This window comes from Vibrio sp. TH_r3, assembly GCF_033101115.1.
Classification (GTDB): Bacteria; Pseudomonadota; Gammaproteobacteria; order Enterobacterales; family Vibrionaceae; genus Vibrio.
Window position 1 is genome coordinate 39,532 of record NZ_JAWMPW010000016.1, and the last position, 14,598, is coordinate 54,129.

Below are 14,598 nucleotides of genomic sequence, written 5' to 3' on the forward strand. Positions count from 1 at the left end.
CCGACAATGTCTGTCGGAGGACATTAAAGATTAAAACTAAATCAACCTAATTACCTTCTGAGAGCTAGTATCATGACAATAAAGTTTGAAACTCATAGCTTAGAAAAACGATTCCATAGGTTAGTTAAAAGCCCTATTTCTTCTTTGGCCTGCTGTTCACTTAAAACACCAGACTTCCAATTGGCTAAGGCTTCATTCTGTCGGGCGGCCAGTATCTTTTTAATTCGGTTTACCTTGAATGTTACTTCACGAAGCTTACGAAGATAAACCCGATTTGTTCTATTTAGAAGTAAACGGCCAATCATGTAGTCCCCAGGTCCATTGTTATTTATGGAAACTATTTGCCCCATATCATTAACATCAAAGTACTCTGATGCATCAACTTGAAACCGGTCTATGTATCCTTTCTTTGAAATATAAGTCACCCCGTCTTGGGTCTTTTCACAACCTTTCCAATCATCTGACTTTAAGACATTACATTTCTGGCAAGATAGGTGAAGATTGAAGGGGTGAATTTTCAAAACCCCATCGAATTTATCACCAAAAATATTCTTTGGTCGAAAGTGATCTAGCGAAAACTTCTCACCACCACACTCATCAACATGTACATCACAGTAAACGCAATGATTCTTACAATCCAAAGCCACATTGTCATAATTCTGTTGACAGTTATAAGTTGCATAGAACTCAGAACTACCATTTTTGTAATACTGTGTAATAGCTTGCCGAGTCAAAGCAGGAAAATATAAGTCTCTAATCATCTTTAGTTAGTTCTTTATATATTGCATCTAACTCAGCTGAAGTTTCATTTAACTCCAGAAGAGACTCTTTACTGATCAGCTTTTCATTAACTAACTTTTTACTTCTACCTAAGTTCAGCGCGTTGAATTCATCTAGTTCTTCGTTGGACAATGTCGAAAAAATGGACTTTTCAAAAAGCTCATCAAACCGTTTAGCTTGCTTAGATTTGATATCTTTATATGTATTTATATGGCGATAAAATCGTTGCTTAAGATCCTCTTCTCTATCTTCATCTTCCCAGTCATTTTTATCGATAACAAACTCTATATTACCAATGAATTTATCAATATCATCGGCAGCACTTGATAAAATATAGATTGGTATCTTTGTATCAACTTTTCTAATTTCCGCAATTAGCTCTATTCCTGAATAAGTAGCTACACCAGAATATTTTAAGTTCTCATCGACAAAATATGAAACCTTATCTGGGTAGCCATCCAATACCGTCATCATACCTTTAAGGCTAGACTGTACGTCCAAGCAAACAATTTCAAATTCACCATTGAACATCAAACCCATTGATAGTTCATACGTATCTCGAATTTCTTCATCATCATCTATAAATATTATTGTGTTCATTTAATTGTCCTGTAGAACTTCGATGTAGAAACCTGCACCACCTAATTCCGAGTACTGTTTTGCAACGATAGTACCTGAAGTCATGTGTTCTTCCACTTGGCCTTTTATTATAGATAGACCCATACCAGTACCGATAGAGTTACCTCTGTTATCTACTTTTCGGCTATTCATCGGTAAGAAAATAGAATCTTCTTGCCCCGCTTCTAAACCACAACCAGAATCCATGAAACTTATTTTTAATCGATTCCCACCAACTCTTTCAAAAATTGCTTTAATTTTTCGTTCATCTCTTGGCGTATCTTCCAGCGCCCATGTTGAGTTAGTAACTAAGTTTATAACAATACTTTCCCAATCAATTTCAAATGAACGTACAATGAAATCCTGCTCTTTAATCTTTATAAAATAAAAGTCATATTCAATGCCCATTTTTTTGAATGAGGCAGACATCATTTCAAAAATACGCCTAAAAACAGTGGGGACGCATACCTTTTTTCGTGTTCTCTTATCTGGTTTAATATTATTTATCGCTAGTTTTGAAAATGTATCCACATATTGAGCCCCCGTTACCATTCTAGAAGTTAGGCCGGCTAGTTGTTCATAGTTGATTGGTTTACCAGTCTTTTCAGCAGTTCGTACTATTTTGGTAAGCAATCGTGCATTGGTTAATGCAAGCGCAGAATGAGTGCGAATTTCATGCCCAAAACTAACCGTCAGTACCCCTAAAGATGCTAGGTTAGAAAGCGTATCTTTTTGTTCTTCTAGCTTTTTACGCTCTTTCTTCATGTATTGAGCATAATCATCCAGTGCCTTTTGATGAGCTTGTTTAGCTCGCTCTAGCTCTTTCAACTTTTGGTTAACAAATTGTGCCGGAGGTGTTTTTTTCTTTTTCTTCTTAGTTTTTTTTGTGAACGTTTTTACAGCATCCATAGCTTTATCGAGATCAGTATCTTTTTCTTTTACAATCTCTTCCAGCTCTTTGGCTAGATCAATTTCCTCATCTTCCTGAGCCGCCTTAGTTGCAAGAGTTTCAAATGCAGAAATCACCTTCAAAACAAAAGTTCGCAGCTGCAGATAAGCTTCATTCTCGACGATACCTTCACGGTTCGCCTGATCATTTAGGATTGCATTAGTTGTTTTGGAAATGCTCACCGCGCCAATAATTTGGCTAGGTCCGATTCTCCAGCCTCCTTGTTTTATACCAGCAGGACTGGAGGCTTTTCGATAACCAAGATCTAACCAGTCACCTTTACCTGAAGGCTCACCATATGGGCGCACTCGAAAATCATCTCTATAAATACGTACCCCACGATTTAGCTCCATAAACTTTCGCCAGTTACGCACTGTCATATCGACTTTGGAAAGAAATTCTTTCTTTTGAACCATATAGTGAAATTCAAATTCTAACGGGCCAAATTTTGGAGTATCACCTTGCCTAGATATCCAATTTTTCCATAGCGTTGGAGTTTGCTTTATCTCTTCACCTGTAACGTTATTCCTAAACGTTAATTGTACTCTGTTGCTAGCATCTACTTTAGCTTTAACGTCCCAACTTGCAGCCTTTAAAAGCTCTTGAGTATCAATAACTTGAGAATCGAACTTAACAGAATTAACAGTACGATGAAGCATTATCGAAAAATCATTTAATTTCCTATATGGCGAAATTAATAGTCTGAGTTCTTGTTTTAAATCTTCAACAAAGTCCGGATTCCACTGATCCTTTAAACCAATAAGAACCATGTATGTCCCTGACTGCTCAGGAAGAGAAAAAATCTCACCATACTTACCTTTCAGTGGTAAATCATGCTCGAAAATATCGTGTTCAATTTCAGAGATAGAAGCGTTTGTGCCTTCATATTTCCGCCAATCAACAACTAACTGAATAACTTTTCCACTGCCTTCCTTCTTGGTATACAAGACAACTTTCTTACTTAACCTATCTAACCCGAGTCGTCCTAAACCTTTAGCACCAGTAAGTACACGCTGTTTCTTCGTAGATAACTCCACTCCATTCTTAAAATCAGTACCGATTTTTAGCCAATGGTCATAGATAGTTTCTATATCCATCCCATTACCATCATCCTTTAGTACTAGCGTGGAAATAGCTTTATCTCTGATATGAAACTCGACATGAACGTCTTCTGCATCGGCATCGTATCCATTTTTTATCAGCTCAGACATTGCCACTGTAGAACTAGAAATACTCTCACGCCCCAGTTGCATAGGAACACGAGCTGACATATCGAAAGTTTTTTTAGCTAAAAGTCTACGTGCCATATTTATGCCTCGAAGAATGGAATATCTTTCATTACACCAACAGTTAAATGCCTTAATCGAATGCGTTTATTTAAAAAGTCATTTGTTTGCTGGCTCTGCAGTACCTTCATCAATTTTTTACACGTATTCACTCTTCCATCCTTAGGAGTAATAACAATCATGTGATTCTCAATCGCTACGGGTTCACGTAGATTGATAAGTGTTGCAGATGCGCGGTTTTTATCTGCTGGACTAGATGTTCTTTTAACCACAACAAAAGGTGGGCTAAGCGCTTTACCATTAAAATGTCTTGTCTCTGTCGCTTCAGTAACTATTTTCCATTGAGGACATATTTTAGGGTAGAAATATGGATATTCGGGGCCTTCTTCTGAATCTCTATAAGCAACTAAAGGGCCAGTTCTAATTTCAAAATAATCTGAAATAGTAGACTCAGCATCTTCAGCAGAATGCCAAGCTATAACCTTATTGCTATCAACAACTTGCCCCGAAAGTAAAAACACATCCACATCAGTTCTATTGTTAAATCTCCCCCATATATCTATACTTGCTTTCATTGAGTCAGACACAAATTTACGAAACTCGTTATACCGACTGCCGGAGCGAAGTACATCAGGTAAAATAGCGCTCACTCTACACCCTTCAGGCAATTTTCTCAGATATAGATCAAAAACAGCACCAGCAGCATTAACCTTACCTTCTTTCCAATAATTTTCTCTAGGTGAAGGCATAATTGTGAAAGGAGGATTCATTAAGATATGTGTAACATTCAATAATTCTTCACTTTTTACGGTGAAAGCATCTCGAACCTGTATGTTTGGAAGTAATTCGAAAGCTTCATCCAAATCACAGTCTTGTTCAATTCCTTGATTCAGAGCTTCTACAATAATTCGTAACTTCGTCGCTTCAATAAAATGAGTGTGGACATCAAAGCCCCAAAGCACTTGTCCCCATACTTTTAATGTTGCGGACAAAGTTTCTTCAACTCCTAACTTTCGTGAAGCTTCAATAAGTAAATTACCCGCACCACAAGTGGGATCTAGCACAACAGAATAAGAAGTAATTGCAGGTAATAGATCAACAGCTTTCGTTGCTAGTTTTTGCCCTGTAAAAAAGCTACCTGCTTCTCTCATTTCTTCAATAGTTAACAACTCCCTTAAAACTAAATCAATATTATCCATATCGACCAACCTCTGGAACTGCTTATTATCTTTCGAAAGTAATAGTTTTCGTATAACTGCATTATGTGACGTTAGAGCATTCATTTCTTATTTTCTGCAGGAATTTTTCAGTATTATATCATACCTAGGTCACTTTTTATAAAACAAAAAAAATTGCAACCATTTGATTTTAAACAGTTTAAAAAAGTTAAAATAATTGTAAAATCTGCAGAAAAGTAATGCTTAGTTTATAGCTTCTCAGCACCCCTTCCTTCTCAATCTAAAATTGATTCTGTCGGGTGTCCTTCAATAGACTTAGGATGGGAAATTCCAATATGCTTTTTGAAGCCAAACATGGAATCCATATCTTTTGCCGGCCAACTCAACGATTGAGCGACTACTCCTTTTTTTATTCGACTAAATTGTTCCTGTCAATTACGAGTATCAAGCTGTCTAATACATTTTGTTGAAAGCCATTTACTCAACCCTGTTGCATCAACTTCAAGTAAGTAATTCACATGACCATTTCGCTCCACTGCAACGCAACGAATTGTTCTCTTTGCACCATTATGTTAAAGGCAGTAAAACGAGAAGCATACTCCTCAGATCGATCAGTGCAATCTTGCATACCTCCGCCCATATCTGCCGAAGAGACCTCACCATTACTACCTGGCTCATTCATACTTACCGTCTCGTCTGCTTTCTTGGAGGTATCTTTACTACTATCTGGTCTATGACTCCTTTTGGGCATTGTTGCTTTCGACGTTGAAAAACGATTTTTAAACCTTACTGAACAGGTATTTTCACCAAGCAAGAATACTTGATTAGCATCGGAAGCCTCGCGATCATCATCAATAATATGATCTTCTGGGCGCTCATACGGTTCAGGGGCTTCTCCACCAATGGTTGGCTCTTGTCCTTCATCTGGGTGAGTGAAAGACGGGTTATGGTTATAGACTCTAGATGGTATTTGAGCATTAATTTCAATATCAGTAATTTTTTCAACCAGAAAGTAGCGGCCATTTGCATCAAGTCTGCCTTCATATGAAAAAGACCACCCAGACATTAGAGGAGGGTCGAAGTGAAATAGCCAGCGCTTAAATCCCACACATTCATCTAGGTGCTTCTCGGTGTTAAAGTATCTAAAAATAGATTCAAATGAATGTTTTGCATTACTGATGCCCTTCTACGTGTCAAGAAGTAATTTGGACTGCATTAATCAACATATTTCTCTTTTTAAGAAGATAGTAAATTTCTCTTGCAATATATCTTTTCAAGCATCGCAACGCTTCCATTTTTGATAACCCGTCACCTACGCGCTTTTTAATATATTCTTGTGAACGCTTTTCGATACGAAGTCTGCCAATCGCAATTATATGAAGTGCACTGTTTGCCGCTCTATCTCCACCTCTATTCAATCGGTGTCGGTTAGTTTTACCTGATGAAGCAGGAATAGGGCTAACTCCACAGAGAGCAGCAAAACTCGATTCTGATCGCAGTCTCTCTGGGTTATCACCTAACGTGATCAGTAGCTGCGCCGCCGATTCATATCCCACTGCCGTTTGTTCAATTAATTGTGGTGCTAATGTTTCGACAATTGTTGCAATCATTTTATCTAAATCAGCAATCTCATCATGAAGTTCGATATATCTTCGAGCAAGAGATTTTAAAGTTATTCTATACGCAGTGCTAATGTCTCTGTAATTGGTTAAGTCAGGGCGGGTAGATGCAAGTGTACGGATTAAGCTCATTCGAGTCATATGCCTAAGGGTGTCACGTAACTCATCTGGAGCAGATACAATACTTGTTCTTATCATTTGTAAAGCTACTGTACGAGCCGATACCGCACTTTTTCAACAACTTTTTAGGACTCTAAGAGATTCTACCATTGCATCTCTTGCTTTTGGTGTAACTGTTCTCAATTTGCTAAAAGCAGCATGTGCCGCATTTTCAGTATCTAATGAGTCATCTTTTCCTCGTTTACGACGGTCAGATTTGTCTGGTGCGGTAACCTCTAACACTTCAATCCCACTGCTTTGCATGTATCGTAGTAAACCAAGGCCATATGTACCTGAGCATTCAATTCCGATCCGTGAAACACGGCCAAATGATGACATCCACATAAGCATTTTTTTATATCCATGCCTAGTTGTTGGAAAGCTTTCGGTAGATAGTACTTGATTTAACTCATTTACAACGGCAGCGACATGTATATCCTTGTGAGTATCGACTCCCCCAACAATACATTCACGATCTATTTTGTTAATTTTATTCATGACTTCTCTCCATTGTTTCATTCGTTATGGACGAGAGCACTGAACCTAACATTTGGACATGACAGTAATGAGGTATTTAGCAGGCCCTTCTTGAGTCACAAATATAGGCGAGGTTGCCCTCACCAAGCAATGATATTAGACAATCGACAGATCCAAGGAATGACACATAATTGGTCGATCAGAGTGAGGGTCAGAAAGCCTAATACATTGTTGGTACCATGTTTCAAGCATGAACCATTAATGAATGATTGCCACCATGAAACAAAGCAGTGACATTATTACTATCTGAATGAAAAATGACATTCCCTTTAATTTGCCACTTCTTAACCGCAAGGCGTAGAACCCAGATCGTTAGCTCACTATTCGGTTTATCAGAAAAAGCCCAGCTAAAGATTCGCCGAGAGCATAAGTCTAAGATAACGGCTAGATATAACCAACCTGTCCCGATCCGAATATAAGTGATATCTCCTGACCAATAACGATTGAGTTTTTCCGGATTAAACTGCCTATTCAATATATTAGGCGAAATAACAGAGGCCCGTTTTCCAGCAGGATAACGATGAGATGTTGGTCTTTTTACCACTAAACCTAACCTCACCATGAGACGACGGACTTTTTCTATACCGATGGGGAACCTAAATATAACCGCTCAGAAAGCATTCTACGTTTACCATACGTTGCATCCATTTCATGGTAAATATGCTTAATAGAAGCTTCTAATCGATGCTTATCAGCATCAATTATTTTAGGCTTCGCACAATAATAAAACGAGCTTGATGGTATAAATAAGCAACGATAAATCTGTTTAACATTAAAACCTACCGTCTTCAGAATCAACGCGACCCGTTGCCGTTGTTCATTTCCATGGCGAAGAAGGCTAACGCCTTTTTTAGCAGCTGATTATCACTTGGGAGTTGCTTTACTTGTTTTTCTACAGCTTGAATCCGTAGTTGCTCAGGAGTTAATGCTGTTGCTTTAGGTGTGACCCCTTTTTGTTCTTGTTTATATTGCGTAACCCAACGTTGGATTGAGGATACCCCCACAGACATCGCTTGAGCTGCATCTTTATGTTTATATCCATGAATAATGACTAACTCTGCACATTCACGCTTAAATTCAGGTGTCACTTTTCTAACCATTTTGACCTCACTATCTATATTCAATAATAGCTCTAATTAGGTCTCCAAGTTAAGTCTACCCTTACAGTCTTCAAAGGCATTTTTATACTTGGCTTGAATAACAAATCTGGGCTGAACTTTAGAAGAGGTGTTGACAAAAAAATCTGACGACATCACTTGGTTAGCCCCATGTTGTGCAGGGTGCCAAAGCTGATGACCCTGACAAATATTTAGTGTGTCATCCCTATTGAGGGGAAACTGTTCACGAATGTCAGTTACGGCAGGGTAATGTTCAAGGATGAGAAAAACTGCGAATTCAAGGTCCGATAGTACATGATAAATACGATCAGTTAGATGAGAGTAAACTCTCTGAGATCGGCCTTCACTAATCCGCTTGATGATTTGCTTCTCAGTTCAAACATTTTTTGATTTTGCCATAACAAAAACCCGGTTAACTTTTAATCAGTTTAACCGGGTTTAAAAAGTTTTCAACTTTCACGTCATAGTTTCAAACTTTAATGCCCACCGACAATGTCTGTAGGCGGATAATATAGTTTGATCATTAATGGCCCAATTTAGGGCCATTAATCGCTTCTTAACCGGTTAAGTTTGATCGTTTTTTCACAAAGATAACTATATAGAAATCAAATGTAGATAATAAAGTTTGATCATTTCATAGCAACTTCTTACCACACTAGCTGGCCAGTTAACTCATTCATGTTGGCTATTTTTTCATTCTCATAATTATAGAACCCATATCCATAATGTTCTCGTATAGCAACTTGACTAACACATTTATGTTCCAACTTTGCATCAACAGCTTCCGGTTTGAGAGCAATCACTGGCTCCCCCTTTGATGCAACTGAAGAGTAAACTATGCCGTCTATGCTCTTTGAATCAAGCATAATTTGACTTGCAATAGACGTAACGCTGTATAACCTATCAGAACCATTCCTACACATAATATCAGCGAGAAATCTATCAGTTAATGCGTAAGCTAAAAGAAGCTCTTTGCTAAAAGCATTAGACATCTCTTTAAATGCTAAAGAATAGTACTTATAAACATTTCCAGACATGTATCTTGGTTTGCTATTTTGTCGGATGTAATCCCAAACCCCAATAGATCTAAGATTGAGCTCTACCCCTGATTTCTGATGTGAACGTAAAATGCTAAGTTGATCCATCTTATATGCATTAGCTTCTGATAAAACAACATGTAATCCTTTATCACTCTTCGAATTAATTATTGCAGCATAGAACAGTGGAACACCAGGTCCATTTAAACGACCTAACTTGGGACAATTTGCGTTTGGTTTATGAATATATGATAGTTCACTTACGTTTAAAAAAGGTTCTTTTTCACACTTTCTAGCTCTTAAGAACTCTAATTCTACGTATGGTAAATCAAGAGTTAATGTCATACACCCAATGAGGAAATCAAGTTTTTTCTCGATTTCACTTGCTGATAATTCAATATTTCCACTTAGATAACAGTCTAGCTGTTTGATAAAACTTGAAACATATAAGAGATTAGTAACGCCACACTCTTTAGTGCCTTTTTCATGAATCTTATCTATCAGTCTTGACTCTAACTGCAACATTGACCTTTATCCCTCTCAAACCAATCACATCATTTAAGCAAAGTGATGTCTGACTTTATCTCTAAACAATTGGCCAAACATTGAGTGATTGCCTGACTCATGGCGCATTCTTCCTGAAATGATGCAGGGGGATATCTCTAATTGCTGAGATAATTTCCTTACACTATCCGCATCAATGAGTGTTTGTGTTTTCCATACACCTGACGGGATCAAAGCCTCTCGCGCTAAAGCATTTGCTTCTTGCTCTACTTCACTCCCAGCTAATGAGTCGAGATCATCAAGATACCAAGTTTCGCTACGATCTAAATGTAAAGCTATGTGTGCCAATTCATGCATTAGAGAAAACCAAAAACTATCTAATCGATCATATCTCAATGTTATTGCAACAACAGGATTACCATTAGGAGTTAAACATACTGCCCCATCAAGATAAGTTTTTGGCAAATGCTGCTCAATAATCAAATGGATACCGTTTCTATTTAAGTATTCAACAGCTAATAAAGGCCCTTGTGCTGACCAAGAAAGTCGAGCTAATTTTTGCATCCATTCTAAAGTGACAGAGCCTACCTTATAGTTAGTTTGTAATGTATTTTCTTTCGCTCTTTGAAGCACTCTCACTTGCCACGCCCATAAGGCATATGGATCAGCTTCTTTATCATTACAGTTCAGATTAGCAGAAGACCGAAGTAGAGCAGGTTGAAGATCGAGCCCAGATGTGACTGAAGAAAGAAACATTGTTAATTTTTCCGCAGCATACTCTTTAAGTTCAGTTAGAGATCCGCTAAATCCTTCAAAATAACCACGCTTACGCATTTCTGCCAATGGGAATGCATACCAATCAATCTCTGATACACATGCATTTTTTTGTTCTGATGATTTAATAAGAATATCAGCCGAAATACCCAATCCTGCACTTAATTTACGAATCATATTCAGACTAAGATTACGTTTACGATTAAGCACTTCAGAAACTTTGGGAGCAGAACCAATAAAAGAAACTAAGTCTTTATTTGTTAATCCTGCCTGATCCATTCTAAATCTAATTGCTTCAATTGGATCTGGCGCTTCAATAGGAAATGCTTCTTCCTCATATTTTTCAATTAGTACAGCTAATACATCAATTTCATCAGATTCGATGCTATTTGGTTCAGGATCCATCTCCATAAGCGCCATCAAGCGAGAAAGCGCTTGTTCATGGTCTTGTTCTGATTTAATCAGCTTAATGTGATTCATACCCTACTCCTCAAAAGTCTTGCTTGTCGTACTGCGCGTGAGTCCCAACCCACTCAACAACAGCAATCCCATTCTGATACCTTACCTTGACTACCAGCCTATAATGATTACCTTTAATGTTAAAAATAACTTTATTATCAGCTAGAAAGTCGGCACTCCCGTATCTATTTTTAATATCCTGCGGTGTTTTCCATGCTGCTTTCTCCGCTTCGGAAAACCATGCTTCCAAAGCAGATTTAGCATTTGCATGCTTTTTGTAAAATTTTACTAACTTATCTCTTCCTAAGACTTTCATTTAACCCCGCAAGTTCCCTTCAAGGGAATTATATATATAGTTACCAAAAAGGGAATAAATAAAACTATATTTTTCTCTTCGATTTGTGAGATAGAAATGCACTTCAATCTAAGTATCTTAATCGTGAACCACCTTCTGTATGTTCCTCAACTTACCACATAATATCTCAGCCCAAGCTTCAACATATTCATCAGTAGTAATTTTGCGTTCCACTTCATTTTCTTTTTTGGTTTTCTTGGGATGACGACAGAACTTACTAACCGCTGTATTTTTTCCTATCCAAACATGATTCCAACCTCTGCCAAGGTCAGAATAATCCTGGAGAATTGTCTGTAATATCCGGTGTGGATTAGAGTCCTTCAAGAAAGAAACAACCAATGTACTCACACTAGCTGGACGATTAAGGCTATCAACATCCACTTCAATAACGACAGCTCCAACATCCAAGTAGCTGATGTTAGCCATATGATAACGAAGAAAGCTACCATCTACTGTATTGAGGACCATACGGCTGCCTGTTTTAGGGGGCGGGAAAGAACCACATCTCACACCATGTACCGTAAAATCTTTCTTGGTTTTAATAACCTCAATAGTTCTTTCAAAAAGTTGAAATTTTTCCGTTGGTTCAGCATCAATTAACTCATTAGGCTCATCATCTTCACTTCGATTTAATCCATAATCAAATTCTTGGTTATTTCCTTCCTGAGTTGCATTTCCAACACTTGCGCACTCCGATTTTTGTTCATCTGAAGGTATATTTTTGGATTTATCTGGAACCTCGTTATCATCGTCAATCTCTAGCCCAACATTACCGGCATTAGGACAATTAAAACTAAATTTTTGATCATTTTTCTGATGCAGTCGTTTACCAAGTTTAGGTAAATCACCTAAATCAAACTCAGGGTCAAGATCACTCGGTGGTGATTTTTTAACTGTTCGATTTTTATTGGGAACAGGGACTGGCTTTTTAAACTTAGGATGTTTGATTTTTAAACCTGTAGGTGTGAAAAATGGATGATTATTAACGGTAATGATTTCGGAAACCCAAAATGTTTTTTTATCAGTTGAATACGTTCCAGCTACTTCAAGCTCCCATCCAGAAATCGAAGGTGGTTTAAAACTAAATTGGTATGTGTCTGATGAATCGATATTATTAAGTAACTCATAAATTGAAAAAAAGCTCTTCGCAACGTGTCGGTCTGTCATTAGCCAAGCCAAATGCTCTTTAGATTTCCGAGAACGAATGTTTTCTACTGGATAGCGAGTAGTCTCAGGAAATATAATTTTGGGGTCATTAGAATCATCGTTATACCGAGCTAAGTCCCTCAGTCCATTTGGACTAAAAGCAGCTCGAATAAGATACTGGTTGTGAAAAAATAGTGCTCTTGCCAATTCAAAATTCGTTATTGCAATCGTAATATCTTCATAAGTCGAATAATGCATATATGGCGAATCATCATCTATAGTCCGCCCATCAGTTTCAATGACCACATTCAACTTATCAAGGGTACCATCAGCTAATCTCTCACCATTCTTATACGTACTTTGACTAACCATCATGTTAGCTAACTCGATAGGAACAAACTTACATTTCTCGCTATTTTCCCATTTAAGAGCCAGATGTGGTTTCCATTTACCACTAATTCCCCGACGAACGGTTATACCCTGGACCTGAATTAATTTGGTATCTTCCGGCAAGTCCCGCTTGGCGCGAGATTCTCGGGATATCCAAGAAGAGAACTTGCTTGGCAGGTTCCCTAATCCGTTTTTTACTGAGTCCAGCGCTACGTTCAAGTTCATATATTTTAGGAATAGTCTGTCCGTGAGTTAACTTATCAACAACAATACAGAGCAATCTTCTAATTTGATACTCTTCTACTGATTCCTGATAACGAGTTAGGAAACAATGGCATAAAGGTAGTTTATCTAGCTTATCTGGGATCAAATTCGTCGCATTTATCTGTTTTGAATACCACGCACCTGATTTTCTCGGCAAAGACAAATCAAAGAAGGTACTTCGTTCAATACTCAGCAATTGCTTGGCTATTTTAAGATCTCTTTTACCCCAATCAACCCTTGGCTTAATGTGCTTTATAATCAATGGTTTTGGCAAATTACGACAATGCCATTTTCGGTCAAATCTATAAAGCCACGAATACACTCTTGTTCCTTCTCTCGTATTCCGAATATCCTTTAACGACTCGTGATATTTCATTAAATCTAACCAAATAGCACGGTATTCTTCTTTACGCTGTTCATATTTTGATGTGTGGTATTTCGCTTTCTTTACTGATTTATCCGGCAAAATATCAACTTTCGTACATTCTTCTTTTATCGAAACAAATTCACCAAGCAGAGCAATCATTGCTACCAGATGATGTAAATACGTAAAAACTCTCCTGTGTTTTCGAAACATAGCAACTAACCAGTTATTTTCGCCCTCCAAACCCAATCCATTTTCAGCTAACCAATTATCTCCCCAAGAATTTCGGATAATAGAACGAATCAAATCATGATCAATATTACCTCCTTTCATTAAGGATAATGAGCTAGCTAAATTTTTATAATACAAACTCCAGTGATGTTCTGAATGGCAGGAATATGATGAAGAAAATAAGCTATCAATCTGTCTGGCTAAGGAAACATGGAAAGGGTTATTTTCGATGATGCCGATGCCTACTGTCGGCTTAAACCGTTCATAATCTGCGGGGATATAAGCATGTCTATGAGTTGCTCTGATCTCAATACCGCTATCGACCAATAAGCAACGATGTATTGGACAGCACGAAATTCCAGGTAACTGAAACTGACGTCTCCAGTATGTTTCCCCTAGGTTATCGATATCGTCTTTAAGGCAAATGGGACAATAACGGAATTTACGAGGCCAATTTAACTTTGATGCATTAATACCAATACTGGTTAACGTTTGATTTTTACTGCCAAAAATCAATTCATCCTTTTGAATCTGATATCGAGATGCTCCCATGAATGGCTTAAATACGCCAAGCAACGCATGTTTTTCTATTATCTGTTCTGGAGATGTATCCCACAAATGTCCAACATGAGATAAAAGTAACTGGATATGTCCCTGGAATAACGATGATGGAACAATATTCCGAGAACCAAACAATAGCTCTAATGCCTGCTTATCTGCATTAAGCCCTTGCCGCTGAACAAATCGAGCCAATACACTCGACAAGAGTTCGTCTTCATAGGGAACTGGAAACTGCATGATCATAACGAACCTCATAAATTTGAGGTCGG

At 37.8% G+C, this 14,598-nt stretch carries 13 protein-coding genes and 1 pseudogene; all 14 read right to left on the minus strand.

Annotation, left to right across the window (positions count from 1 at the left end; translation table 11 throughout):
* Positions 1-92 precede the first annotated feature (92 nt).
* On the minus strand, positions 93-761 hold the full coding sequence (locus tag R3X26_RS13285; RefSeq protein ID WP_317717817.1) for a hypothetical protein: 669 nt from the start codon (positions 759-761) through the stop codon (positions 93-95).
* Positions 754-1,380, minus strand: coding sequence for a hypothetical protein (locus R3X26_RS13290; protein WP_317717818.1), 627 nt, complete (start codon positions 1,378-1,380; stop codon positions 754-756). Before R3X26_RS13290 ends, R3X26_RS13285 begins: the two co-directional genes overlap by 8 nt.
* Entirely contained in the window at positions 1,381-3,654 is a 2,274-nt protein-coding gene (locus R3X26_RS13295; RefSeq protein WP_317717819.1) for an ATP-binding protein, read from the minus strand.
* A 2-nt stretch (positions 3,655-3,656) separates the two neighbouring features.
* Entirely contained in the window at positions 3,657-4,832 is a 1,176-nt protein-coding gene (locus tag R3X26_RS13300) for an N-6 DNA methylase (protein WP_317717820.1), read from the minus strand.
* Between the two features lie 254 nt (positions 4,833-5,086).
* On the minus strand, positions 5,087-5,197 hold the full coding sequence (locus R3X26_RS19085; protein WP_411572421.1) for a hypothetical protein: 111 nt from the start codon (positions 5,195-5,197) through the stop codon (positions 5,087-5,089).
* Between the two features lie 128 nt (positions 5,198-5,325).
* Positions 5,326-5,919, minus strand: a complete 594-nt coding sequence (locus R3X26_RS13305) for a hypothetical protein (RefSeq protein ID WP_317717821.1) — start codon at positions 5,917-5,919, stop codon at positions 5,326-5,328.
* 85 nt (positions 5,920-6,004) lie between these two features.
* A pseudogene (locus R3X26_RS13310) lies at positions 6,005-7,087 on the minus strand (IS110 family transposase).
* Between the two features lie 223 nt (positions 7,088-7,310).
* A complete protein-coding gene (locus R3X26_RS13315) occupies positions 7,311-7,670 on the minus strand; it encodes a DDE-type integrase/transposase/recombinase (RefSeq protein ID WP_317717822.1) in 360 nt (119 codons plus the stop codon).
* A 250-nt stretch (positions 7,671-7,920) separates the two neighbouring features.
* Positions 7,921-8,226, minus strand: coding sequence for a transposase (locus R3X26_RS13320; RefSeq protein WP_317717823.1), 306 nt, complete (start codon positions 8,224-8,226; stop codon positions 7,921-7,923).
* 36 nt (positions 8,227-8,262) lie between these two features.
* Positions 8,263-8,607 (minus strand): TnsA endonuclease N-terminal domain-containing protein, encoded by a 345-nt coding sequence (locus tag R3X26_RS13325; protein ID WP_317717862.1) that lies wholly within the window; start codon positions 8,605-8,607, stop codon positions 8,263-8,265.
* Positions 8,608-8,891: 284 nt separating this feature from the next.
* The gene (locus tag R3X26_RS13330) at positions 8,892-9,806 is read right to left on the minus strand and encodes a hypothetical protein (RefSeq protein ID WP_317717824.1); all 915 of its coding nucleotides are present in this window, start codon (positions 9,804-9,806) and stop codon (positions 8,892-8,894) included.
* 33 nt (positions 9,807-9,839) lie between these two features.
* Entirely contained in the window at positions 9,840-11,039 is a 1,200-nt protein-coding gene (locus tag R3X26_RS13335; protein WP_317717825.1) for an ImmA/IrrE family metallo-endopeptidase, read from the minus strand.
* A gap of 10 nt (positions 11,040-11,049) precedes the next feature.
* Positions 11,050-11,334, minus strand: coding sequence for a type II toxin-antitoxin system HigB family toxin (locus R3X26_RS13340; protein WP_136981063.1), 285 nt, complete (start codon positions 11,332-11,334; stop codon positions 11,050-11,052).
* 1,639 nt (positions 11,335-12,973) lie between these two features.
* Positions 12,974-14,566 (minus strand): TnsD family Tn7-like transposition protein, encoded by a 1,593-nt coding sequence (locus R3X26_RS13345; protein WP_317717826.1) that lies wholly within the window; start codon positions 14,564-14,566, stop codon positions 12,974-12,976.
* Positions 14,567-14,598: the final 32 nt, after the last annotated feature.